This window comes from Prauserella halophila (assembly GCF_024171895.1).
Taxonomy (GTDB): Bacteria; Actinomycetota; Actinomycetes; order Mycobacteriales; family Pseudonocardiaceae; genus Prauserella; species Prauserella halophila.
This window is the reverse complement of sequence record NZ_JAMTCQ010000009.1, coordinates 1,106,374-1,128,529: the sequence shown is the minus strand read 5'-3', so window position 1 is coordinate 1,128,529 and position 22,156 is coordinate 1,106,374. Positions and strand designations below refer to the sequence as shown.

Below are 22,156 nucleotides of genomic sequence, written 5' to 3'. Positions count from 1 at the left end.
AGCGACCGTTAGCAGGGCTGTCTTGACGCTGGGCACTCGTCCACGGAGAGCGCCGGGGTGTGCTGGATCTGCAGCACACCAGCCACCGCCCCGACCACAGAGTTTCCGAGATCCAAGGCCGCCGCTCCGGCGAACACGACCGTCGGGGACTGGAGCGAGGCCATCAGGGCGAACCCCACGGTGGTGATGACGAACCCCGCCGACAGCCATGTCCGCACCGACAGTCGGGCTCCGATGCCACGTCCTTCTCGTGCTCGAGACTGATCCAGCAACTGTCCAGCCCCGCTGGAGATCAGTTCACCAGGGAGCAGGCCAGGGGCTGTCCGTGATCTCGTCTGCCGGTGATCTCGTCTGCCCGCCCGGTGACACCCCTCGCTCCCGGCCGGGCAGGCGGCCCCACACCACCCGGAATGCTGGACAGCGCCGGCCACACCCGGAGACGGACAAATACCGGCCCATAACCGCGCACCACTCGTGCGCAGGGTGTACACCACTACCTGCCCGAGACACGAGACGATCCCCGCACCCTCCGGAGAGAGTGCGGGGATCGTGGCCGCCGGCCGGTGTGTCATCCTTCTCGGCGCCCCTGGCGTTCCACCTCCCCCTCGTTGAACGCCAGGGGCCCTTTGTCTACCCAGTCATGTTCGCGACATGCCTCGAACGAGCGGCCGGACGTGCCATGCGACGGGCGCCCGATCGTGATCACGCAGCGACTCCATCGGTGCGCATGCCCGGCTGGCGTCCCGCCCTGGCGGTTCCGGACTCCGACCGTGTCGGGGCAGCGTTCACGCCCGTGGCCGAAATATCGCGGTCGGATATCGCCTGATCGCATCCGGTAGCGAGCCCCTACTCGCTACAGCTGTGCCCCAGGTATCACAACTGCCCAACTGCGGAGTGGGACTCGTTGACACCTCCCCTGAGCGAGAAGGGCTACCTCCCGCCGGACCGATACCGCACGAGCCTGGACGAGATCGAGAAGACCTTCGTACGGGCGCCGCAATACGTGGCCTCGCAGTCACTGAGGAACCCCCGTGATGCCGGAGACTTTGGTGTGCCAACGCCTCCGGACAAGCGGGGAGGAGCTCAAAGATCACTCTTACGCGTAGGACGCCGGCGCGCCTGGCTGAACGCGGCATTGCCTCGTTCGGCGGTCAACCGTGACCGGCCACGGTCGTCTCCGCGATCGGGGCGCCGGTGCCGGCCCGGACTTCGTCTTCGGTGACGCCGGGGGCGAGCGCGACCAGTCGGAGGCCGGTGGCGGTCACGTCGAGCACCGCGAGGTCGGTGATGATCCGGTTGACGACGCCCGAGCCGGTCAGCGGCAGGGTGCACTCGTCGACGATCTTCGGGGTGCCGTCCTTGGCCACGTGGTCGGTGAGCACGACGACGCGACGGGCTCCGACGACCAGGTCCATCGCACCGCCCATCCCTTTGACGAGAGTCCCCGGGATCGCCCAGTTGGCCAGATCGCCATGCTTGCTGACCTGCAACGCACCCAGGACGGCGATATCGATGTGCCCACCGCGCATCATGCCGAACGATGCGGCCGAGTCGAAATAGCTGGCACCGGGGTTGACGGTGACCGTCTGTTTCCCGGCGTTGATCAGATCGGCGTCTTCCTCCCCCTCGACCGGGAACGGCCCGACACCGAGAAGGCCGTTCTCGCTCTGCAGCGTCACCTCCACCCCGTCCGGCACATGGTTCGCGACCAGGGTCGGGATGCCGATCCCGAGGTTGACGTAATCACCGTCGCGCAGCTCGGCGGCCGCGAGCGCCGCCATGTCGTCACGTGTCCAAGCCATCAGCAGCTCCTAGTCGGTCGGCACGTCGGCGCGAGGGCGCACCGTACGCTTCTCGATGTCCTTGACACGCGGCGCCGCTCGAACCAGGCGGTCCACGTAGATACCCGGCGTCACGACCCGTTCCGGGTCGAGGAACTCACCGGCGAGGTGTTCGGCCTCCACCACCGTCACCCGGCCACAGGTCGCCACCACCGGGTTGAAGTTCCGCGCACTGGCTCGATAGACGAGATTGCCCGCCGGGTCCGCCGTGTGCGCGTGCACCAGCGCCACGTCGGCGACGATCCCCCGTTCCTGGACGTGCAGGTGCCCGTCGAACTCGGCCAGCGGCTTACCCTGCGCCACCGGCGTTCCCACCCCGGCACGGGTGTAGAACGCCGCGATACCCGCGCCGCCGGCACGCAGCCGCTCCGACAGCGTGCCCTGGGGCGCGAACTCCACCTCCAGAGTCTCGTCGAGGAACTGCTGGGCGAACAGCTTGTTCTCCCCCACATACGACGCGATCACCTTGGCCACCTGCTTGTTCTCCAGCAGAATCCCGAGGCCCTTGCCATCGACGCCCATGTTGTTCGACACCACCGTCAACCCGGTCACCCCGCTGTCCCGCACCACCTCGATCAGGTCGTTCGGGATCCCGCACAGACCGAACCCGCCGACAGCCAGCGTCATCCCGTCCACGAGTACATCGGCCAGCGCCTCCCGCGCATCAACACGCAGCTTCGACACCTCACCACCTCCTTGTGTCCGAACAGCGAACGGCGAGAAGTACAGCGACTCGCTCGCTGTTTGGCAATATGTCGAGGTAGATCCGCCCTAAAGTGATCGCCCACCGAGCGCGCTTGTTCCTGTGCGTTCACTCAGTGAACGCCTACGATCGAGCCATGCGCGAAGCGTCGAACGCACACTTGGTCGGCAGAGTCGGAGGCGTGCTGCGCGCGTTGTCCGCCAGAAACGACAGCGGCGCCCTCACCGCCGACCTGGCTCGTGACACCGACCTCCCACGACCCACGGTGCACCGCTTGCTCAACGCGCTGGCCGAAGAAGGCTTCGTCGACCGTGACCAGCGGACCGGCCGCTGGTTTCTCGGCCCGGAGCTCTACCTACTGGGCCAGACCGCCGGGAACCGCTACGACGTCACCCACCACGCCCGCGCCGGCGTGCACCGACTGGCCGAAGCAACCGGCGAAAGCGCCTTCTTCTCCGCACTACGCGGCGAGGAAACCGTGTGCCTGATCCGCGAAGACGGCGACTTCCCCATCCGCTCGTTCGTGCTCTACCAAGGCGCCCGATTCCCCCTCGGCGTCGTCTCAGCAGGACTCGTCACCCTCGCTTTCCTCGACGACTCCGAGATCGACTCTTACCTCGACCGCACCGATCTGACCCACCGTTGGGGGCAGGCCCACTCCCCCGACGACATCCGTGCCCGCATCGAACGCACCCGCCACGAGGGATACGCGGTCAACCCCGGCCTCGTCGTCGAAGGCAGCTGGGGCATGGCCGCCGCCGTGTTCGACCCCGCCGGACGCCCCTCCTGGGCCCTCACACTCACCGGCATCGAATCCCGCTTCACACCCGCCCGGCAACCCGAACTCGGCGCACTACTCCTCCACGAAGCCCACATCCTCAGCCAACACCTCAGCACCCCGAACGCGAAGCCCGGAAAACGAGGGTGAGACCACCACCCTCCGGACCGTCCACAGCAAACGGACATCAGAGGCAGGCCGACCCAGGACCCTGTGACTCGCACAAGAGTCAGGTCAGTGCGGCGACAGTGCGCGCCAGGCACGTCCGGCCCATGTATCCGGCGAGCCACGCACTGGTATCCACCAGCTTCTGCAGGTCGATACCGGTGTCGATGCCGAGTCCGTGCAGGTGCCACACAAGGTCTTCGGTGGCGAGGTTGCCTGTCGCACTGCCGGCGTAGGGGCAGCCGCCCAGACCACCCGCACTGGCGTCGATGATGGTGATCCCGCGTTGCACCCCGAGCCAGTTGTGCCTCTATCCATTGGCTATGGCGCAACCGGACCAGCGCGATCCCCCAATGCGGCGGTGTTCGTGGTCATGGGCAAGACCGACGTGGAGGCTGACCGGCACCGCCGGCAATCGATGGTCCTTCCCCGCATTCGGCGCATCCCGCGGAGCACCGTGAACGCGGACCGGAACCATGACCCCAGCCGCGGCTTGCGCTTCATGCCCATGGCTTTGAGCAGCGGAGAGTGGAGAGGCCAGGCCGTGACGGCGCCTTCGCCGAATCGGGAAGCGATTTCGGCGTCGGTCGCCGAAACGAGCGCCAATCGGGCGACCTCGTACTCGTCGGCGGTGCGAAGCGCGGCGGATCGGCCACGTACTGCCGTCCCCGCCTGTATGCCTGCAGGTTTCGCACCGAGGATCATGGACACGCCCCGGCTGGACGGCGAGGTGCGCGTCGCTCGAGGGGTCCGTGCCCAACCCGTCCCACCTCGGCGACACCGAAGAATTCGGCCACTCGGCCTGCAGCATTCCGGAAAACGGGTATCTCAACGGCGAAACCATCCGGCTCGACGGCGCGCTGAGCATGGCTCCTCGATGAGGGATGAAGCCACGCTCACGCTCGCCTCAGGCGGACGGCCACCGGACGGTGAGCACCACCGAATCGGCCAGCGCATGCCACGTGTGGTCCACACCCGGCCCCCACATCGCATAATCACCGGCCTGCGTGAACGTGGCCGCACCCTCGCTCGACTCGACACGGAAATGGCCGCTGATGAGCAGGACGAGGGTGGTCCGCTGGTCGCCGTCCGTCCACTCGGGACGCTCGTCGCCCTCCGGATGGTTCGCCCATTTGATCTCGACGTCTCCGGTGGAGCGAACGCCGTGCGAAGGGTCGAGGAAGTGGCCCACGAGCCGGCCTCGCGTGCCGGCGCCGTCGTCGGCCGCGTTGCCGGTGTGCCAGCTCTCGGTCACGTGACTCCCCATTGCGATGGACGGCAGCTTCACGCGCTGTCCGCCGATCCGGGCGGGCCTCCTTCGACCGTGCAGCAAGGCGAACAATCCTGCGCTGCTCCACGATACCCCGCTGATCGATTCGACCAGCAGTTCCGGGGCGCACGCGGATCAGCGCTACGGGGCAGCCGCCCGCCGCTACCGGTCAACCGTCTCCGGGGCGAGTACGCGAACGAGGCACAGGAAGCACGGCTGTCCCTGAACCTGAGACAGGAACTCGACGCGCTCGCGTGACAGCTGCACGCGGCAGTAAGCGACGAGCACGTCCGGTGGCGCCGCTGCGTCCCGGTCGGCCGGGACGACGTGACAGACCCGCTGCGTCTCACCCACCGTCCCGGGAAGCGGACGGACGAACCGCAACAGTGGCTCCGACGGAGTCATCGGAACCACCTCCCGAGAAGTCGCCGGACCCGGCCGGGCTTCTGCCGCGGTGTCATGCCTTCGTCGTCCGAGTAGTAGTGCGGTGCGGTTACGCGATGTCTGCAGATAGAGCATCTCGTGCGTGGGGCGCTGAGCATCGACGCCGCAACGACGCGTGCCCCGCACACGCTGTCGAAGACGCCCTCGCTACGCCCGGCCGCGAACGACTCGTCGGTGACGACGTGCTCGACCAAATCGGGCGCACAGGTCATCCAGGTCGCCGCCGTGTCCTCGTCGTGTGTCGCTGCTGTGCCGGTCATCGTGGCTCTTACCGGTGCCATCGCCCCTCCTCCGTTGTGGAAGCACCCGGCGCCGGGGAAAACCGCGCGGACATCGGCGTCGGGGAACAGGTCCGTCTCCGGCAGGAACATCCCGGCACCGGGCGCCTGCGACCAACCCAAACGCCACAGCGGGCGGGGTCCCAGAGCAGAAACGACGGACCTTCGCAGCCCAAATGTTGCACTCAGCGAACTGACCTGCGGAAACACACTCTTGCCGATATGGCTCCCGGAAGCTGAGGGGAGGCCCCACGATGTCCGGTCGACGAACGAACCTGGCGGCCGCACGCAAGTCTGCGGGCCACACCCAGGAAAGCCTGGCCGCTGCGCTGCACATCGACCGATCCACGGTCATCCGCTGGGAAGCAGGCGACTACACACCACTGCCCTACCTCCGCCCGAAACTCGCACGCCTCCTGCTGCAGACCCCCGAGCAACTGCACGCGCTGTTCGACACGGTTGGTGAGATCGCGGCCCCCGTGACGGCATGAGTGAAAACCGAGGGGTGAACAGGGTGTGCCGGGGCACCGATTCTGGCGGTCGACCCGGCACACCGCTGGCTGACAGCTCTCCCGAGGGGTCGCGGGGTGACAGGGTGCGTTACCGGACGGTGGGTTCGGGCTCCGTCTGCTTCGCGGGCTGTCGTTGCGGTACGAGCCCGATGGCCCGGTGCTGCAGGAACTCCAGCGGCCCCCGTGCCGCCCACAACCGCCACAGCACGGAACCGGCGAGCGCGACGGCGGCGAACACGACGAACGCCAGTAGCGTGCGGTTGGCTGGCATGCCCTGTGTGGTGGTGAACATGCTGGAGTCCAGGATGAGGAAATGCGCGAAGTACCAGGTCAGCGCCATACTTCCGAACGCGGCGAGTGGCCAGAGGAGGCGGCGCCACGCCTGCCGGTCCACGGCGATGAGGAGTCCGCCGAGCAGCGCTGCGATCAGGCCCATCGTTCCGACGTATTCGACGATGCTGAACATGGTGTGCGCGGGGCCGGGCGATCCGAGTGTGACCAGTTCCTGCCACGGCGCGGGGGCGTTGCCGGCGGCGTCCGGTTCACCGGCGGCATTGACAATGCCTGCTGTGCCGAACGGGTACATCGCCGCGAGTGAGACGACGACGGCGCCGAGCGCGGTGGCGCCGCCTGTACGTAGTAGTCGTGTGCGCACTGCGTGCTCGCGAAGGTCGAGCCTGCCCAGTGCGAGTCCCAGCACGAGGAACGGGAGCACGGCGATCGTGTCCTGCGCCGTCGGGGTGGTGCCGACGAGGACGTGTTGCAGCGTCGGCAGCCAGTCTCCCGGGTGCAGGAGCAAGCTGAAACCTTGGTGTTCCTGTAGCCGCATCATCACCGACATGTCCGGTTCGAACAGGTTCAGGTTGTTCTGCAGGAGCTTGCCGACCGGCGCGACGAGCGCCAGCACCCCCGCGGTGATGAACAGTGTCCGCGCCCGCAGCAGCGTCAACGGCAGTAGCAGCACGAGCCACAGCGCGTAGTAGTGCAGGATTTGAATGTCCCACGATCCCAGTTCGCCCAGCACCAGCGCGAGGATCAGCAACACCACCGCGCGCACCAGCATGCGTAGCGAACTTCCGGCCAGTGTCCGCCCACGGTGCGGGGCGGCTCCGCCCGTGGCGAGTGCGACGGTGACGCCCGCGAGCAGGAAGAAAATCTCCCGGGAGCGGACATGGACGAGTCCGTTCACCCAGTCCAGCACCTCGGGTGTCTCGGGTCCCTGCCCCGGACTCACCCATCCGGACAGTGCGAAGTGGGTCCACACCATGCCGAGTATCGCCAGCGCGCGGAGAACGTCGATGCCGAGTAGCCGCCCGTGTGGAATGTGGGCGCGCCATCGTGGGGTGGTTCGCGGTTGGCTCATGTGAGACGAACTCCAGTCCCTGTGTCGGTGTCGAGTACGTCTCCATGCTCACGATCGAATGTCCGGATGCGGCACGTATCGTGTCCCGATCATGTCGCAGTCGTGCCCGATTACCTGCGACGGTGCGTGCGTCGAACAACGCCGTGGATTTTCCGGAGAGAGGCGGGATCCCGGCTGAAAACCGAGTGCCCGGGCCGGCTCGGCGTGCCGCTACACTCCGGGCGATGCTCACGAGAGCGGCGGACCACCTTGACAGCGACCGTTACGAGCAACTGGTCCGGTTTGTCTTCCTGCTGCTGGACGGGAGTGCTGCCGACGGCAGCGCGCCGGAGGATCGGCTGGCGCGTGCCTACCGCATTACCGGGAAAGCCGTGCGACGGCGCGCCAAGCGCAGTGCTGCGACCTCGGCCGGTGCCGACGGTCCGTACCACCTTGCCCGGCGCAGGGTGCTGCGGCACATTCTGCGGCATGAGCCGGAAGAGACCGGACAGGTGATCCGCTTCTTGCAACCCTACATCGTCGCGCTGCCCCACCAAGCCCTCCAGGACGCGGCGGTATCCGCGATGTGCCAGCCGGTCTTCGGCGACCTACACGTGTGGAACGGGGACTACAACGCAGCGTACGGCATCGACACCTCCAGCCTGATCAACGAAGAAGTCTGGTGACCACGACCAACCCCGGCTCCTTGAAGGACACCGGCGCTGCCATCGAGATCACCACGGCCGGGATGGTCACCGACAGCTCGGCGACTGCCCCGGCCACAGCGCGGCTCGCGCGGCGGCTGCCCGGTCACGTCCCCGCCAGCGCCATGAGCAGGCCCGCGATCAGCGCCGTGCGGCCCGGGACGTGGTCGAGCAGTACGTGCTCGTGCCGCGCATGGGCACCGCCGCCGACCGCCCCGAGCCCGTCCAGCACCGGCCTGCCCAGCGCCGACACGAAGTTGCCGTCGCTGGCTCCCCCGACACCGACCTGGCCGAGCTCCCAGCCTGCCTCGACCGCGACCCCCTCGGCGATGCCGAACAGGTCCTCGGAACCGGGATTGGGCACCATCGGCGGCCGGTTCCATTCGCCCGTAACCGTCACGCTCGCCCGGGAGTCCGACGTCCGCAACGCCGCGAACGCCGCATCGATCCTGGCCATCTCGTCCGGTTCCGACACCCGAACGTCGATGCCGCACGTCGCGGACCCGGCGACGACGTTGCACCCCGTGCCGCCCTCGATGAGACCGACGTTGACGGTGGTGCCCCGCTCCCGGTCCCCGAACGTCGCGATCTGACCGACCAGCCGCGCGAGCTCGTGGATCGCACTGACACCCGCGTCGGGATCGAGTCCCGCGTGCGACTCGACACCGGCGACCGTGACGTCGAACAGCCCGACACCTTTGCGCACGGTCTTCAGGTTGCCGTCCGCCGCCCCCTCGCACACCAGCGTCGCGAGGACGTCCTCGCTGAGGCGTTCGATGATCGGCCGCGCGACCGGGCTGCCGATCTCCTCGTCCCCGTTGAGCAGCAGCCGCACCGTCGGACGCGGCATGCCGAGCTCGCTGAGGCACTGCAACGCCCACACCGCTTGCACGAGACCGAGCTTCATGTCGAACGCGCCGGGCCCGCTCGCGCGGTCGCCGTCGACGGTCAGCGGCCACTCCGCCAGCGTTCCCTCGGGCCAGACGGTGTCGTAATGGCACAACACCAGCACCGTTCCCGGTGCGGTGCCGGGATAGGAGACCTCCAGCGCGTCCCCGTACTTCCCGCCGTCGTGCATCCGCCGCTCGCCCGGTTCACCGAGCCGTTCGGTGAGCCAGCGCTCGATCGCCGCGATCCCCGCGCTCAGCAGCGCCTTGTCGTCGCTGGGGGTTTCCAGCTCGACGAGCGTGCGCAGATCGGCGGTCATCTCCGGGAAGGCACGCTCGGCCCAGCCGTGAATGGTCAACTCCGACATGTTCTCTCCCCTTCTCGTCAGCGCACGGGTGCGCCGGGCCCGAGCGGGATACCGATTCCCCACCAGGCCAGGAACAACAACGTCCACGCCGTCATCACGCTCAGCGCGATCGGCAACGTCAATGACATCAACGTCCCGATACCGGCCTGCTTCCGGTACCGCTGCAGGAAGCCGAGCGCCATCGCGAAGTACGGGCTCATCGGGCTGATCAGGTTGGTGCCCGAGTCGGCGATACGGTACAGCGCGAGTGTCGTCTCCGCCGGAACGTTCAGCAGCAGGAACATCGGCACGAACACGGGGGCGATCAGCGTCCACAACGCCGACCCGCTGGTCAGCAGCACGCCCATGACGCACGCTGCGACCAGCATGCCGAGGAACATCACGAGCGTCGGCACCTCCGCGTCCTCGAGCAGCTCCGCACCGCGGATCGCGACGACCTCGCCCATGTTCGTCCACTTGAAGTAGGCGATGAACTGGCTCGCCGCGAAGAACAGCACGATCACGGGCGCCAGGTCGCGCACGCCCTGTGCCATGGCGACGGGGATCTCGCGGGCTCTGGTCAGGCTGCCGGTGGTGCGGCCGTAGACGTATCCCGTGAGCAGGAATGTCAGCCCGAGCACGACGGCGATACCGGTGACCACGGCCGAGTCGAGCAGCCCGCCGTCCTCGCCGCGCGCCGGCGAACCCGGCGGGATCAGCGCGAGCGCCACCACTGCGGCGATGCCCAGTAGCGTCCAGCCCGCGTTGCGCAGACCCTTGCGCTCCGCGTCGGACAGGTTCATCGAGCCGAGCTCCTCGTCGACCCCGTCCCCGTCGACCTCGATGCTCTGCGCCCGCCGCGTGAGCACGAACTCGGTCACAGCGGTGATCACCAGCGCGAGCACGATCGCCGAGGCCGCGGTGAAGAAGTAGTTGGCCAGCGGGCTGACGACGTAACCGGGCTGGACCAGCTCGGCGGCGCTCGTCGTGATCCCGGCGAAGAGCACGTCGCCCGCGGTGATGAACACCGAGGCGTCGTAGCCCGCGGCGATCGACGCGTACGCCACGACGAGACCGAGGATCGGACTGCGCCCGGCCGCCTTGAACACGAGCGCGCCCAGCGGCACGAGCACGACGTAGGCGGCGTCCGAGGCCACGCTCGCGGAGATCCCGGCCAGCGACAGCGCGAACGTCAGGTACTTCGGCTGCACCCGGGTCACGGTGCGCCGCAGCAACGCCGTGAGCAGGCCGCTGCGTTCGGCGACCGCGACGCCGAGCATCACCGCCACGATCAGCGCCAGCGGAGGGAACGTCGCGAAGTTGTCGACGGCTTCGCCGAGCATCAGGTGCAGACCGGCCTGGGACAGCAGGCTCGTGATCTCGACCCGCTCGCCGTCGGCGGGCGAGATCGCGAAGGCACCGACGGCGTCCAATACGGCGCTGAGCACGATGACGACGCCCGCCATCAGCACGAACAGCCAGAACGGGTGCGGCAGCTTGTTGCCGGCACGTTCGATGACACCGAGCAGCCGCAACAGCAACCGCATCGGCCGCGAGGTCGCGGGCGGCACCGCGTTCGTTTCCGTGGAAGTCACGAGGCCCCATTCGCCGTGGGTGAGGAACACGCCTGATTAGAGAGGCTAACGAACGGTTTGGTCAAGTTGCGAGTGCGTGTCGCACGTTTCGACCGCCGAACCCGGTTCGAGTGCTAATTTCGTTCGATGAAAGCTGGGGGTACGGACAGCACACGGAGCATTGGGAAACGCTGGGGGGATCGATCAGCATCGGGGATTCGATGAGCACTGACGCTTCGGCCGGCACCGGGGAGTTGGAACCCGAGGACCTCGACCTCGTCGCCGCACTGCAGGTCGCGCCGCGTGCGCCGCTGGCCGCGCTCGCCTCGACACTCGCCGTTTCGTCCAGCACCGTCAGCAGACGGATGGCGCGGCTGGAGTCCGACGGCGTACTCCGGGTCATCGGGCAGCTCGACTGGTCGGTGACCGGGCACGGCAACCCGTGGCACGTGTGGGTCAACGCAGGACCGGGTCGCGGCCGGCAAGTGGCCACCACCATCGCGGAGCTCCCGGAGTCGCAGCTCGTGGCCACCACCGCGGGCCGGGCCGACGTCTACTGCGCCGTGCAGGCCACGGAACGGAACGCACTGCAGGACCTGCTCGGCGAGCGGATCGCCGCGATCGGCGGCGTCGACTCGGCGCACAGCGAGCTGGTGCTACGCGGTGTGGCCCTGGCCGACTCGTGGCGGCTGCACCGATTGTCCGACGAGCAGCTCGACATACTGCGCTCGCACGCCGAGACCGAACAGCTGCGGACCGAGTCGCCCGTCGAGCTCACCGAGGACGCGCTGCGCGTGGCGCGACTGCTGCGTGAACACGGCCGAATCACCGCGGCACAGGTGGCCAGGGAGCTCGGCAGTACCCAGTCCACCGCCTACCGCCTGCTGCACCAGCTGCTGGAACGCGGCATCGTGCGGCCACGCGTCGAGATCGAACCCCGGCTGCTCGGCTACGGACTGGAAGCGGTGGTCGCACTGACCGTGGCTCCCGGCTCCATCCGCGCCGTCAGCGAATCACTCGGCCGGCATCCCTCGGCGCGGTACGTCTCCGTCGTCGGCGGCAACTCGTCGGTGATCCACCAGGGAGTGTTCCGCGACGAGGACGGCCTCGCCGAGTTCCTGACCGGCGACCTCGGCGCGCTGCCCGGCGTGTTGTCGTTCGACGTGTCGGTCCTGCTGGACGTCCGCAAGCGATACTGGCGGGACCTCACCGCCGCGCAGTGAGAACGTCTCGATCGGGACGTCGGGAAACAACGGCCGGCCGTTCTCGGGCGCAAGCTCGAGCGTCGCGGCGGTCGACGCCATGTCCCCGGACAGCAGCGGTCTCCCCGGACGTGCGCGTCCGGGGAGACCGTCGTTGGTCGCGCGTTTCCCTGTCGCTACCGGCCGGACTCCGAGTGGACGGGCCGGCTGTCACCGACTCCGAGCACGCCCTTGAGCTTCTCCAGCGGAACCCCCTTGGTCTCCGGCATCAACACCAGCACCCAGACGAGCTGGCCGACCATGCACACGAAGAAGAAGGCGAAGGCCATGCCACCGCCGACCACCTCGGCCAGCAGCGGGAAGATCCAGGAGATGACGGCCGCCGCTCCCCAGTGGACCAGTGAACCGAACGCCTGTCCCCTGGCCCGGATCGAGGTCGGGAAGATCTCGGAGATGAAGACCCAGATCACCGCACCCTGACCGAAGGCGTGCGCGGCGACGAACAGCATCACCAGCAGGACGACGAACATGCTGGCCGTGCCGGAGAAGTCCGCCCCCTGACTGAGGAAGGTCGCCGAGAGCAGGCCCAGCGTGATCAGGTAACCGAGCGATCCGATGAGCATCAGCTTGCGCCGTCCGAGCTTGTCGATCACGAACAGGGCGAGCATCGTCGAGATCAGGTTGATCAGCCCGACACCGCCGCTGCTCAGGAACGAGGCGCTCTCGCCCATCCCTGCCGACTCGAAGATCGACGGGGCGTAATAGAGCACCGCGTTGATCCCGGAAAGCTGGTTGAACGCCGCGATCGCGAGCGCGAGGAAGATGACCTTACGGTGGCGGCGCGTGAAAAACTTGGGGCGCTGTTCCGCGTCGTCGGTCTCGAGCGCCTCGGTGATCTCCTTGTGGGCGAGGCGTGCCTCCTCCGGGTCCGACGCGAGCGCCTCGATCACACGGTCGGCCTCTGCCACCCGGCCGACCTTCATCAGCCAGCGCGGACTCTCCGGCACCAGGACGAGCAGCAGTGCGAACGCGAGCGCCGGCAGCGCCTCGACACCGAACATCCACCGCCACGCCGTCGCTTCCGGCGCCAGTTGAAGCATGACGTAGTTCGACAGATAGGCCAGCAGGATGCCGAGCACGATGTTGAACTGGAACAGCCCCACCATCCTGCCGCGGAGCTTGGGCGGGGCGACCTCGGCGTTGTAGATCGGTGCGACCGCGGCCGCCGCGCCGACCCCGACGCCGCCGATGAAGCGCAGCGCCATGAAGGTGCCCCAGTCCGGCGCGAGCGCGGAACCGATGGCGGATACGAGGTAGAGAATTCCGATCGCGTAGAGGACCTTCTTGCGCCCGAACACGTCGGCCGGCTTCCAGAGCCCGGTCGCGGCCGCACCGACGATGGTGCCGATCAGGGCGGTCGCGACGGTGAAGCCCAGGCCGCCCGCGTTCAGCGAGAAGACGTCCTTCAGTGCGTCGGTGGTACCGGAGATCACGGCGGTGTCGAAACCGAACAGCAGGCCGCCGAGCGCGGCGATGACGGCGCTGCGTAGCGCCAGTCGTTTCCCGGCAGGATTACCTGCCCGGGGTGGTGCATCGTTCATGGCGGGAAACCTTCCTCGTTGAAGGGAACGGGGAGCGTGGTGGGGAGTCGGCGAATCGACCGGGTTCGGTTCTGCGCAGCCACCGGATCTGCCGCGGGGACACGGTCTTCCGTCGGGCCACGGTCTTCTGCGCGGCCACGGTCTTTCGTCGGGCGACGGTCTTCTGCGCGGCCACGGTCTTTCGCGCGGCCACGGTCTTTCGCGGGGTCACGGCCTTCCGCGGAGGCACCGGGGCTTTCCGTGCCGCTGGTGGGCCGGGGGCGACCCGCCCGTCCGGCAGGCGCAGGAGTCGTGCCGTCCCGCACCTGCGCGCATCGAGATCATGCGAGCACCACCTCGATCGCGGCCTCGTTGAGTTCGGAGACGGCTTGCTCGTCGAGACCACTGTCGGTCACCAGGACGTCGATCTCTCCGAGCGTGGCGAACCGGGCGAACTGGTCGTCGCCGTACTTGCTGTGATCGCTGAGCAGCACCCGGCGACGGCAGGACCGGATCATCGCTGCCTTCACCGCGGATTCGGCGGTGTCCGGAGTCGTACACCCCCGCGCCACCGAGAAGCCGTTCGCGCCGAAGAATCCGATGTCGACGGTCAGACCGTCCAGGACGTCGAGTGCCCACGACTCGACCGTCGCCAGTGTCGTGCCCCGGATGCGGCCGCCCAGCATGTGCAGGTTGACATCGGAGCGGGTGGCGAGCTGCGAGGCGATGGGCAGCGAGTTCGTGACGATCGTCAGATCCCGCCCCTGCGGCAGGGACGCCGCCAGGCGGCTGCTCGTGGTCCCTGCGTCCAACAGCACGGTTCCGCGTTGCGGCACCAGGTCGAGCGCCGCACGCGCGATCCGGTCCTTCTCGTCCGAGCGGGTCTGATCACGCTCGTTGACCGCGGGTTCGAAATCCAGCCGTTCCAGCAGGATCGCGCCGCCGTAGACCCGGCGAACCAGTCCCTGCCGTTCCAGCGCGGCGAGATCGCGCCGAATGGTTTCGGGCGCGACACCGAGCTCCTCGGACGTGACGGTGACATCGACCCGTCCGTCCGTGCGCACCTGCTGTGCCAGCAGCTGTTGACGCTCCGCGCCGTACATGCCCGTTTCCCTCCGGTGTGTTTTGGTGTTGCCTGATTTTGACTGCTGTTACGTGCTTGTCAACCCTCACGGCCAAACCGGACAACGGTACCGCCACCCGGCCTGCTACGAAGCGGCCCGACAACGAGCAGCACACCCCACGGAAATCCGCCTGAACAACGGCGTCGACGGCGACGTCGGTGCTCACGACGTTCGTCGCGTAAGCACTCCTGAACCGGCGACCCCGACGACGACGGTGATGCGGGGCTCCCCGGCCCCGCGGGATCCGGCAGGCCCGTCAGCCGGTTCCACAACCTTGACAATCCGGCAGCAGCAAGCACAATCAGTCGGCACCAAAGACGAACCGGCTCCAACCGGGCATCCATGAGCCAGCCGACCACCGGCAGCCGGCGAGCGGCCTGTCGACCCCGACGCGCGGCGTGAGGACGGAACTACCCGGCTGCCCGGCTGCCCCATGGCTCGCCGAACCCGCTCCCGCCCTTCGCCCCAGTTCCGTTCGACCCAGTTCCGTTCGACCCAGTTCCGGAGCGGCATCCCTCCGCACAAGCCGTCACTTCCCGATCAAGGAGGATCGCGTGACTGCAGGCTCGCCACCATCGAGCACATCTCTGCCGGGTCCCCCGGTGCACCGGCACGGCTTCCTCGTGGAACGCCGCCCGCGACGACCCGGATCCCACACCCGGCAGGAACCGGTAGACCCCGTCCCGGAATCCGCAGGAACACCGCCCATGAACTCCCGCATGCCCACACGGGCGGCAGGAACACCGAGGAGGTAGTGATGGAGCACTTCGCTGGAAACGCCACCGATGCACGACAGTCACTGAAACGAGCATTCGGGCGCCGCAGCTTCTTGGCCGGCGCCGGCGCTCTGGCCGGCCTGGGGGTGACGACGACCCTGCCCGGTTCACCGACCGCCCGTGCCGCAGCCACGACGACCGGCACCGACTCGGAAACGTCGCAGTGGCGTCCCTCGGTGTGCTTCACCCCGGAGCGCAACTGGATGAACGACCCGAACGGGATGGTGTACTTCAAGGGCGAGTACCACCTGTTCTTCCAGCACAACCCGTACGGCGACCAATGGGGCAACATGTCCTGGGGCCACGCGGTCAGTACCGACCTCGTGAACTGGCAGCACCTGCCGGTGGCGCTGGAGCCCGACGAACTGGGAGCCATCTTCTCCGGCTGCGCCGTGGTCGACCGCCACGACACCAGCGGTCTCTTCGGCGGCAAGCCCGGTCTGGTCGCGCTCTACACCAGTGCGGGCGACACGCAGCAGCAGAGCCTGGCCTACAGCAGCGACCGAGGCCGCACCTGGACCAAATACTCCGGGAACCCGGTGATCCCCAGCTCCGGCGATGTTGATTTCCGCGATCCGAAGGTCTTCTGGCATTCGCCGACGGACCGGTGGGTCATGTCGATCGCCGTGGGGGATCGCATCCGCTTCTACGGCTCGCCTGACCTCCTCCACTGGGAGCAACTCAGCGAGTTCGGCGCGAATCACGGCGCGCACGGCGGCGTGTGGGAGTGCCCCGATCTCTTCCAGCTACCGGTGGACGGCGACCACCGCCGCAGCAAGTGGGTCCTCATCGTGAGCATCAATCCGGGCGGACCGGCGGGTGGCTCGGGAATGCAGTACTTCCTGGGTGACTTCGACGGCACCACCTTCACCGCCGACAACGCACCCGGCGAGGTCCTGTGGGCTGACGAGGGATCGGACTTCTACGCCGCAGTGTCCTGGTCGGACGTTCCCGACGGCCGCAGGTTATGGGTGGGCTGGATGAGCAACTGGAACTACGCGGGCGACATCCCCACGTCTCCGTGGCGCGGTGGCATGTCCGTCCCGCGCGAACTCGAACTGGTCTCCACCACGGCCGGAACCCGGCTCGCGCAGCAGCCGGTCAAGGAACTGAACCGGGTGCGCCGCAACCGGCGATCCTGGAACGGCACCGTCTCCGACCAGCGCGGAGCTCCCGAATTCTCGGGAACGGTGCTCGACATCGTCGCCGAATTCCAGCTCGTCGGAGCGACGGCGACCACGTTCGGATTCGACGTCTTCGCGGGCGATTCCTGCCGCACCCGCATCGGCTACGACGCCAGCACGCAGGAACTGTTCGTCGACCGGCGCGCTTCCGGACAGACGACGGTCCACGACACCTTCCCCGCACGGCACACGGTCGCCCTGACCACGGCGGGAGACATCCTCCGGATCCGCGCCGTGATCGACCGGGCCAACGTGCAAGTGTTCGGGGACCGCGGTCAGGCCGTGATCACCGACCTGGTCTTCCCCGACGACGGCAACAACCGGGCAGGTGCGTTCGCCACCGGCGGTGACGTCACGGTGAAGTCGCTGGACGTCTTCGACCTCGACGCATGACGCCCCGGTGCCGGCCCCGCACGTGATCATCGCCGGGGCCGGCACCGCCGGGTTCAGCGCCGGCGGGTTCGACGCCCAGTGCCCGGCCGGCCGACCGGCAACGCGATGACGACAGCCGCCACGACCACGTGCGCGACCATGAACACCACGGCCGTGGCCACGCTCGGCACACCACTGCAGGACCTGCTCGGCGAGCGGATCGCCGCGATCGGCGGCGTCGACTCGGCGCACAGCGAGCTGGCGCGACCGCGCGGTGAGGACGTCTCGTCCGGGACAGCAGCGCCCCCTGCACGGTCCCGCACCGGGGCCGTAGCGGGAAACCTGCTCACAACGCACCCTCCGGCAAAACCGCCGCCATCGTCGGCGCCAACACGCCGGAATGGGTCACAGCATTCTGGGCCACGGTGTCGGTCGGCGCGGTGGCTGTCGCCTTCAATGCCTGGTGGTCACCGCAGGAGATCGCCTACGCCGTCGAGCACACCCGGCCGCGCGTGGTTGTTGCGGACACGGGCCTCGACCCCCAGCGCAGTGGGCGCGATGCTGCTCCGCCCGGACCGGATGCAGCGAGCGGACTCCCGGTCACCGGGAAGCCGCTGCCCGGTGACCGGGGCCTGGGGTAAGAAAGCAGGCGATGTCCACCAGTCCCAGCACCGACTCGACCGGTGCCACGCCCCTGTTCCAGCCGCTGGAGATGCGCTCGGTCGCACTCGGAAACCGCATCGTCATGTCGCCGATGACCCGGGCACAGTCGCCCAGCGGTGTCCCCGGCCGCGACGTCGCCGACTACTACCGCCGCCGCGCCGAAGGTGGCACCGGCCTGATCGTGACCGAAGGCGTCGCGATCGACGACCCGACGGCCGTGGACAGCCCGAACGTGCCGCGGCTGCACGGCGATGAGGTCCTGGCCGGCTGGCGCGAGGTGATCGATGCGGTGCACGGAGCAGGCGGCACGATCGTCCCCCAGCTGTGGCATGTCGGCCCGCTGTGGGGAGCGATGGGCAAGGTCGATCCGGCGAGCACACCGATGCGCCCGTCCGGGCTGTGGGGCACGCCCGGGCTCACCTCATACCCTGACGACTACGTCTCGCGTGCACAGGTGCCCACCGAGCCGATGACCGACGCCGGCATCGCCTCGGTCATCGACTCCTACGCACGGGCTGCCGCCAACGCCATCGACATCGGCTTCGACGGCGTCGCTATTCACGGCGGCCACGGCTACCTGCTGGACTCGTTCCTCTGGGAGAGCACCAACCAGCGCAACGACGACTGGGGTGGGGATCTGACCCGCCGCACGCGGTTCCCGGTCGAGGTCGTCAAGGCGATCCGCCGTGCCATCGGGGAGAGTGCTCCGATCGTGTATCGGTTCTCCCAGCACAAGCAGCAGGACTTCGCGGCGCGGATCGCAGCGACTCCGGACGAGCTGGGCGTGATTCTCGGGCCTCTGGTCGACGCAGGCGTGGACGTGCTCGACGCCAGTATCCGCCGTTTCGACATCCCTGCGTTCGACGACAGTGACCTGTCGCTGGCGGGGTGGGCGAAGAAGCTCACCGGTGCCACCACGATGGCGGTCGGCAGCGTCGGGCTGGGGCGGTCACTGCGCGAGGGCCGGCTCAAGGGTTCCGTGCCGACCGTCGACAACATCCCCGAGCTGGAACGGCGGATGACTGCCGGGGAGTTCGATCTGATCGCGATCGGCCGCCTGCATCTGGCCGACCCCGGGCTGGCCACCACCCTCCGGGAAGGGCGTCCGCTACCGGAGTTCGATCGGGAACGCCACGAGAAGATCCTGTACTGAGGGGAGCTCAGCGAGGTCCGGTTGATGCCGTTGTGCGTTCACCGGGCCTGCTGACTGAGTCCGGGTGGGGTGGAGATAAGCGCCGACATCATCAACGCCGCACTCGTGCTCACCCATTTCCAACGCGGCCGACTCACGTCGACCTCGCCGAGATCACCTCACCAGGATCGCTCCACCCTGACCCATGGCTCTCGGAATCCCGGCCGACGAGATTGAATCTGTTCTGAACAGAGACATCGCACTTCTCCGCACCGTCCGCATAGGACGCCGGGGCCGGGAAGCTCCGAGTGAGCGATGCATAGCGACTCCCTTCTCCTGTTGCGGCATGCTGTGGCCGCAATCTGTTGCGGCGACCGTTGAGTCATCGGGAATTCCGGTAGGTCAAGAGCCCGGGGCACGGCGCTTGTGCTGCATCTCCCTGACAGGGAGCCGGGCTTCGGCAACGCTCGGAGTGCGACGTGTTCGTCGCAACAGCCTGCTCGGCGACCGTACTGGTACCGCCGCGAGCCCGGACCGACGTCAAAGCCCTCGCGAGCCGGCGTCAGCGCGGTCTGTCTGCCGATACCACGGCTGGCGCCGGTCACGAGGGCCACGGAGCGTCGTACGGGTGTCTTTGCTGCGTTCATGGGGCATAGAGTGCGGCGGCCGACCCCACCATGGGCGAGGTCTCCCGGTTACCGGAAGCACCGCGACACGAGTATCGGTTGACGACCTACTCGTCCGGGAGCAGCCGCTTGGTGGCTTCGTGGGCACCGAGCGCCAATCCCGCCCGGTCCAACCCGCTGCGCTGCTCCGCGGCGGTCTCGTTACCACCCGCGATGTACACCGGGCCGTTCGCCACGTTGGCCAAGCCCTCCCGTGCGACATCGTCGGGTTCGCTCACGTTCAGGCCGGGGATGTCGAAGTTGAGCCCGGCCCGCTCCATGGCGGGCGTCCGGGTGACCCCGAGGACGAGCTCAAGTACATCGACGCCGTACTCGCTCAGCTCCAGCCACAGGCCCTCGGCGAAGACCCGACTGAACGCCTTCACCCCCGAGTAGACACTCTGCCGTGCCTGACCCAGGTAACCGGCGAGCGAACCGACCAGAATGATGCCGCCACGTCCTCGCATGCGCATCTGCCTGCCGAAATGATGCGTCAGCGCGAGCTGCGTACCGAGGTTCAGGTCGATCACGCCCTGGAAGCCCTCGAGCTCACCCTCGAGGAACTCGTGACCGTAGCTGTTGGCCCCCGCGTTGAACACGAGAATCCCGACGTCGATGTCTTGAGTGGACTGTCTAATCTCGTCAACGGCGGACGGATCTAGCAGGTCCATCGCAAGGGTGCGCACCTGCACACCCTTGCGCCGCACCGCATCCGCCGTCTCGGCCAGCGGGCCGGGCTTACGTGCGATCAGTACGACGTGGATGCCCGCGTCGGCGAGCTGGTGCGCGAACGAGGCGCCCACGCCTTCCGAACCGCCCGCGATGACAGCCCACGGTCCATAACGCTGCTCGTCGATCATCCGACAGTCACCACTTCCTGTGTATCGTCGTATTGCACGTAGATCTCGGCCAGGACGGCTCAGGGTCGACCGCGGCGTCCCGGCCGGCGCCGCGAGACAAGTGGTACAGCGGCACGTCGCGACAGGTCCAGGAGACCTCCTTGGTGGCAGCCGGGGCTGCCAGCGCTACGTCGACGTCGATGGGCATGTGTTCCTCACGTTCGTGCACAGTAGACAGTGGAAAGCGGCGAAACTCATGACGCGGTGGTGGGCGCGAGGTCGCGGGGAAGGCCGAGCATCGAGTACGAGGCATCGACAGTGCTGGGCGAAGGCGGCGAGGTTGCCGCGACAGTTGCGCCACCCCGTCACACCGGGGCCGGATCCGTGCAGCATCACCAGCGGTGGACCGTCGCCCGCTTCGTGACAGCGGAGGACACACGTGATCCGCGTGCAGCTCACGCAACGTCGATTCATAGCTCGGTTCCGACATGTGGCCCCAGCTCTCCGGTAGCACGCCAACAGGTATTGGCCGGGACTGTGGCAGACCCATGGCACCGCACGACGCGCTCCTCCCGACCAGCGAGACCACCCGTTGTCCCGTCATCGCGCGGCGCGCGCCGGCTCGTCCCGGCCGGCCCGCGCACGCCCGTTCCCGGTGAACGGGACCCCGTCCACCCGGGCGGCCCCCGTGCGGTACCAAGGCCGGCGCAGCTCGTCACGATCCTCGGCGAGCCGCCGGCCGTCACCGACAGCAGCGCCAGGAACTGCCGTCGCGAAAACAATCTCCACACCGACCTCGGAGGGCCCGATGACCGAGAGCAGTGATCGAGGGGGGCAGGCAGATCAGCTGTCACAGGCGGAGCGACTCGTTCAGCTGGAACACCGGCTCCAAGCTCTGGAGGACGAAGTCGAGGTGACCCGCCTGATCCTGTCTTACGGACCGCTCGTCGACAGTGGAGACGCCGACGCCGTGGCCGCGATCTGGGAACCCGACGGCGTCTACGACGTCGACGAGTTGGTGATGAACGGACGTGAGCAGATCGCCGCCATGGTGACCTCGGAGTTCCACCAGCACTGGATCACGAACGGTTGCGCACATGTCATCGGAGCACCGCGCGTGAGCGTGAACGGCGACGACGCGGTCGCGGTCTGCTATTCGCTGATGATCGTCACTGGCGATGACGGATTCGTGGTACGCAGGGCGACCGCCAACCATTGGCGCCTGCGGCGAGGTGCGGACGGCTGGCTGGTCACCACCCGCACCAGCCGAGTGCTCGACGGCCGCGCGGAATCACCCGAGCTGCTTGCCAGTGGCATGGCGTCGGTAGCGGATCCCACTGCGGAGACCGAGTGAACGACGACCAGCGGGATATCTCCGACCAGCTGCACGAACTGGCCACGGCGATCGATCGGCGCGATTCGGGACGCGGTGCACGGGATCTTCCTCCCGAACGCAACCGCATTGGTGAACATGGCGCCGAACGGGACGCGGTCAAGGGGCCTTCATTGACCTTGTGCCCGGGGCAGCGCAGTTGCGCCTGGTCGTCATTGCGCATGACCCGGCGCCGGGGAGCCGCCGTCTTCTCGGTCACGATGTCGTCGCTGGCGGCCCCGCGTAGTCCGACGACGTCCCAATACATCCTCGATCGCGTATTCCGACCTCGGCCCAAGCACCGTCAGGAAGTCGACAGGGTTACCGGTCTCGCCGACCAGGATCGCACCGAGCAACGCCCATGACGAGTAGTCGCACCCCGACGAGAAGCTCCAGCGGTCG

The 22,156-nt window shown here is 67.9% G+C and carries 22 protein-coding genes and 2 pseudogenes; 11 read left to right on the top strand and 13 right to left on the bottom strand.

The genetic code is table 11. The annotated features are described in order from the left end of the window. Positions 1 to 59: 59 nt before the first annotated feature. Positions 60 to 329, top strand: coding sequence for an Ltp family lipoprotein (locus tag LY41_RS24075; protein WP_372493195.1), 270 nt, complete (start codon positions 60 to 62; stop codon positions 327 to 329). Positions 330 to 1,151: 822 nt separating this feature from the next. Here LY41_RS24075 and LY41_RS11465 read toward each other — a convergent pair. Both LY41_RS11465 and LY41_RS11460 read right to left on the bottom strand, forming a co-directional pair. Then, positions 1,152 to 1,802 carry a 3-oxoacid CoA-transferase subunit B gene (locus LY41_RS11465; protein WP_253863851.1) on the bottom strand — a complete coding sequence of 217 codons (651 nt, stop codon included), beginning with the start codon at positions 1,800 to 1,802 and terminating at the stop codon, positions 1,152 to 1,154. Between the two features lie 9 nt (positions 1,803 to 1,811). After that, positions 1,812 to 2,525 carry a CoA transferase subunit A gene (locus tag LY41_RS11460; RefSeq protein ID WP_253863850.1) on the bottom strand — a complete coding sequence of 238 codons (714 nt, stop codon included), beginning with the start codon at positions 2,523 to 2,525 and terminating at the stop codon, positions 1,812 to 1,814. A 155-nt stretch (positions 2,526 to 2,680) separates the two neighbouring features. On the opposite strand from LY41_RS11460, the gene LY41_RS11455 reads away from it, so the two are divergent. Then, positions 2,681 to 3,472, top strand: coding sequence for an IclR family transcriptional regulator (locus LY41_RS11455; protein ID WP_253863849.1), 792 nt, complete (start codon positions 2,681 to 2,683; stop codon positions 3,470 to 3,472). 79 nt (positions 3,473 to 3,551) lie between these two features. Here LY41_RS11455 and LY41_RS11450 read toward each other — a convergent pair. Together LY41_RS11450 and LY41_RS24070 are read right to left on the bottom strand one after the other, a co-directional pair. After that, positions 3,552 to 3,779 (bottom strand): annotated as a pseudogene (locus tag LY41_RS11450) (hydroxymethylglutaryl-CoA lyase-like TIM-barrel protein); the annotation flags it as partial. A gap of 29 nt (positions 3,780 to 3,808) precedes the next feature. Beyond that, on the bottom strand, positions 3,809 to 4,192 hold the full coding sequence (locus tag LY41_RS24070) for a DUF6537 domain-containing protein (protein ID WP_372493230.1): 384 nt from the start codon (positions 4,190 to 4,192) through the stop codon (positions 3,809 to 3,811). Positions 4,193 to 4,239: 47 nt separating this feature from the next. Between LY41_RS24070 and LY41_RS11445 the strand changes: the two genes are divergently transcribed. Then, on the top strand, positions 4,240 to 4,368 hold the full coding sequence (locus LY41_RS11445; RefSeq protein WP_308292228.1) for a hypothetical protein: 129 nt from the start codon (positions 4,240 to 4,242) through the stop codon (positions 4,366 to 4,368). A gap of 26 nt (positions 4,369 to 4,394) precedes the next feature. Here the strand turns inward: LY41_RS11445 and LY41_RS11440 are convergent, their stop codons facing one another. The 3 genes from LY41_RS11440 to LY41_RS11430 all read right to left on the bottom strand — a co-directional run bounded on the left by LY41_RS11440 (position 4,395) and on the right by LY41_RS11430 (position 5,482). Further along, the gene (locus tag LY41_RS11440; RefSeq protein ID WP_253863848.1) at positions 4,395 to 4,742 is read right to left on the bottom strand and encodes a signal peptidase I; all 348 of its coding nucleotides are present in this window, start codon (positions 4,740 to 4,742) and stop codon (positions 4,395 to 4,397) included. Positions 4,743 to 4,919: 177 nt separating this feature from the next. Further along, a complete protein-coding gene (locus LY41_RS11435) occupies positions 4,920 to 5,162 on the bottom strand; it encodes a hypothetical protein (RefSeq protein WP_253863847.1) in 243 nt (80 codons plus the stop codon). Further along, positions 5,159 to 5,482 carry a hypothetical protein gene (locus LY41_RS11430; RefSeq protein ID WP_253863846.1) on the bottom strand — a complete coding sequence of 108 codons (324 nt, stop codon included), beginning with the start codon at positions 5,480 to 5,482 and terminating at the stop codon, positions 5,159 to 5,161. Before LY41_RS11430 ends, LY41_RS11435 begins: the two co-directional genes overlap by 4 nt. A gap of 251 nt (positions 5,483 to 5,733) precedes the next feature. On the opposite strand from LY41_RS11430, the gene LY41_RS11425 reads away from it, so the two are divergent. Then, a complete protein-coding gene (locus LY41_RS11425; protein WP_253863845.1) occupies positions 5,734 to 5,970 on the top strand; it encodes a helix-turn-helix transcriptional regulator in 237 nt (78 codons plus the stop codon). A gap of 109 nt (positions 5,971 to 6,079) precedes the next feature. Here LY41_RS11425 and LY41_RS11420 read toward each other — a convergent pair whose 3' ends face one another. Then, a complete protein-coding gene (locus LY41_RS11420; RefSeq protein WP_253863844.1) occupies positions 6,080 to 7,354 on the bottom strand; it encodes an acyltransferase family protein in 1,275 nt (424 codons plus the stop codon). Positions 7,355 to 7,578: 224 nt separating this feature from the next. On the opposite strand from LY41_RS11420, the gene LY41_RS11415 reads away from it, so the two are divergent. Beyond that, the gene (locus LY41_RS11415) at positions 7,579 to 8,019 is read left to right on the top strand and encodes a hypothetical protein (RefSeq protein ID WP_253863843.1); all 441 of its coding nucleotides are present in this window, start codon (positions 7,579 to 7,581) and stop codon (positions 8,017 to 8,019) included. A 124-nt stretch (positions 8,020 to 8,143) separates the two neighbouring features. Here the strand turns inward: LY41_RS11415 and LY41_RS11410 are convergent, their stop codons facing one another. Together LY41_RS11410 and LY41_RS11405 are read right to left on the bottom strand one after the other, a co-directional pair. Further along, the gene (locus LY41_RS11410; protein ID WP_253863842.1) at positions 8,144 to 9,292 is read right to left on the bottom strand and encodes a M20 family metallopeptidase; all 1,149 of its coding nucleotides are present in this window, start codon (positions 9,290 to 9,292) and stop codon (positions 8,144 to 8,146) included. 17 nt (positions 9,293 to 9,309) lie between these two features. Next, positions 9,310 to 10,818, bottom strand: a complete 1,509-nt coding sequence (locus tag LY41_RS11405; protein WP_253864092.1) for an AbgT family transporter — start codon at positions 10,816 to 10,818, stop codon at positions 9,310 to 9,312. A gap of 248 nt (positions 10,819 to 11,066) precedes the next feature. Between LY41_RS11405 and LY41_RS11400 the strand changes: the two genes are divergently transcribed. Continuing rightward, a complete protein-coding gene (locus LY41_RS11400) occupies positions 11,067 to 12,068 on the top strand; it encodes an Lrp/AsnC family transcriptional regulator (RefSeq protein ID WP_253863841.1) in 1,002 nt (333 codons plus the stop codon). 155 nt (positions 12,069 to 12,223) lie between these two features. Here the strand turns inward: LY41_RS11400 and LY41_RS11395 are convergent, their stop codons facing one another. Next, positions 12,224 to 13,648, bottom strand: coding sequence for a sugar porter family MFS transporter (locus LY41_RS11395; RefSeq protein ID WP_253863840.1), 1,425 nt, complete (start codon positions 13,646 to 13,648; stop codon positions 12,224 to 12,226). Between the two features lie 320 nt (positions 13,649 to 13,968). Next, positions 13,969 to 14,730: a DeoR/GlpR family DNA-binding transcription regulator gene (locus tag LY41_RS11390; protein ID WP_253863839.1), complete on the bottom strand. Its 762-nt coding sequence runs from the start codon at positions 14,728 to 14,730 to the stop codon at positions 13,969 to 13,971. Positions 14,731 to 15,508: 778 nt separating this feature from the next. Here LY41_RS11390 and LY41_RS11385 point away from each other — a divergent pair. The 3 genes and pseudogenes from LY41_RS11385 to LY41_RS11375 all read left to right on the top strand — a co-directional run bounded on the left by LY41_RS11385 (position 15,509) and on the right by LY41_RS11375 (position 18,899). Beyond that, positions 15,509 to 17,104, top strand: coding sequence for a glycoside hydrolase family 32 protein (locus LY41_RS11385; RefSeq protein ID WP_253863838.1), 1,596 nt, complete (start codon positions 15,509 to 15,511; stop codon positions 17,102 to 17,104). 350 nt (positions 17,105 to 17,454) lie between these two features. Then, a pseudogene (locus tag LY41_RS11380) lies at positions 17,455 to 17,724 on the top strand (AMP-binding protein); the annotation flags it as partial. 11 nt (positions 17,725 to 17,735) lie between these two features. Beyond that, entirely contained in the window at positions 17,736 to 18,899 is a 1,164-nt protein-coding gene (locus LY41_RS11375; RefSeq protein WP_253863837.1) for an NADH:flavin oxidoreductase, read from the top strand. Positions 18,900 to 19,611: 712 nt separating this feature from the next. Here the strand turns inward: LY41_RS11375 and LY41_RS11370 are convergent. Further along, complete coding sequence (locus tag LY41_RS11370) at positions 19,612 to 20,403, bottom strand: SDR family NAD(P)-dependent oxidoreductase (protein ID WP_253863836.1); 792 nt, start codon at positions 20,401 to 20,403, stop codon at positions 19,612 to 19,614. A 787-nt stretch (positions 20,404 to 21,190) separates the two neighbouring features. On the opposite strand from LY41_RS11370, the gene LY41_RS11365 reads away from it, so the two are divergent. Together LY41_RS11365 and LY41_RS11360 are read left to right on the top strand one after the other, a co-directional pair. Beyond that, complete coding sequence (locus LY41_RS11365) at positions 21,191 to 21,736, top strand: nuclear transport factor 2 family protein (RefSeq protein ID WP_253863835.1); 546 nt, start codon at positions 21,191 to 21,193, stop codon at positions 21,734 to 21,736. Continuing rightward, the gene (locus tag LY41_RS11360) at positions 21,733 to 22,119 is read left to right on the top strand and encodes a hypothetical protein (RefSeq protein ID WP_253863834.1); all 387 of its coding nucleotides are present in this window, start codon (positions 21,733 to 21,735) and stop codon (positions 22,117 to 22,119) included. The genes LY41_RS11365 and LY41_RS11360 overlap by 4 nt, the downstream gene beginning before the upstream one ends. The last annotated feature ends 37 nt before the right edge of the window (positions 22,120 to 22,156 follow it).

What these genes read in the sequence shown, in the direction of transcription:
- LY41_RS11390 (WP_253863839.1), bottom strand. Translation starts at nt 14,730, where the DNA reads ATGTACGGCGCGGAGCGTCAACAGCTGCTGGCACAGCAGGTGCGCACG.
- LY41_RS11395 (WP_253863840.1), bottom strand. Translation starts at nt 13,648, where the DNA reads ATGAACGATGCACCACCCCGGGCAGGTAATCCTGCCGGGAAACGACTG.
- LY41_RS11400 (WP_253863841.1), top strand. Translation starts at nt 11,067, where the DNA reads ATGAGCACTGACGCTTCGGCCGGCACCGGGGAGTTGGAACCCGAGGAC.
- LY41_RS11430 (WP_253863846.1), bottom strand. Translation starts at nt 5,482, where the DNA reads ATGGCACCGGTAAGAGCCACGATGACCGGCACAGCAGCGACACACGAC.
- LY41_RS11405 (WP_253864092.1), bottom strand. Translation starts at nt 10,818, where the DNA reads ATGCGGTTGCTGTTGCGGCTGCTCGGTGTCATCGAACGTGCCGGCAAC.
- LY41_RS11425 (WP_253863845.1), top strand. Translation starts at nt 5,734, where the DNA reads ATGTCCGGTCGACGAACGAACCTGGCGGCCGCACGCAAGTCTGCGGGC.
- LY41_RS11410 (WP_253863842.1), bottom strand. Translation starts at nt 9,292, where the DNA reads ATGTCGGAGTTGACCATTCACGGCTGGGCCGAGCGTGCCTTCCCGGAG.
- LY41_RS11455 (WP_253863849.1), top strand. Translation starts at nt 2,681, where the DNA reads ATGCGCGAAGCGTCGAACGCACACTTGGTCGGCAGAGTCGGAGGCGTG.
- LY41_RS11465 (WP_253863851.1), bottom strand. Translation starts at nt 1,802, where the DNA reads ATGGCTTGGACACGTGACGACATGGCGGCGCTCGCGGCCGCCGAGCTG.
- LY41_RS11375 (WP_253863837.1), top strand. Translation starts at nt 17,736, where the DNA reads ATGTCCACCAGTCCCAGCACCGACTCGACCGGTGCCACGCCCCTGTTC.
- LY41_RS11435 (WP_253863847.1), bottom strand. Translation starts at nt 5,162, where the DNA reads ATGACTCCGTCGGAGCCACTGTTGCGGTTCGTCCGTCCGCTTCCCGGG.
- LY41_RS24070 (WP_372493230.1), bottom strand. Translation starts at nt 4,192, where the DNA reads ATGATCCTCGGTGCGAAACCTGCAGGCATACAGGCGGGGACGGCAGTA.
- LY41_RS11370 (WP_253863836.1), bottom strand. Translation starts at nt 20,403, where the DNA reads ATGATCGACGAGCAGCGTTATGGACCGTGGGCTGTCATCGCGGGCGGT.
- LY41_RS11415 (WP_253863843.1), top strand. Translation starts at nt 7,579, where the DNA reads ATGCTCACGAGAGCGGCGGACCACCTTGACAGCGACCGTTACGAGCAA.
- LY41_RS11385 (WP_253863838.1), top strand. Translation starts at nt 15,509, where the DNA reads ATGGAGCACTTCGCTGGAAACGCCACCGATGCACGACAGTCACTGAAA.
- LY41_RS11420 (WP_253863844.1), bottom strand. Translation starts at nt 7,354, where the DNA reads ATGAGCCAACCGCGAACCACCCCACGATGGCGCGCCCACATTCCACAC.
- LY41_RS11365 (WP_253863835.1), top strand. Translation starts at nt 21,191, where the DNA reads ATGACCGAGAGCAGTGATCGAGGGGGGCAGGCAGATCAGCTGTCACAG.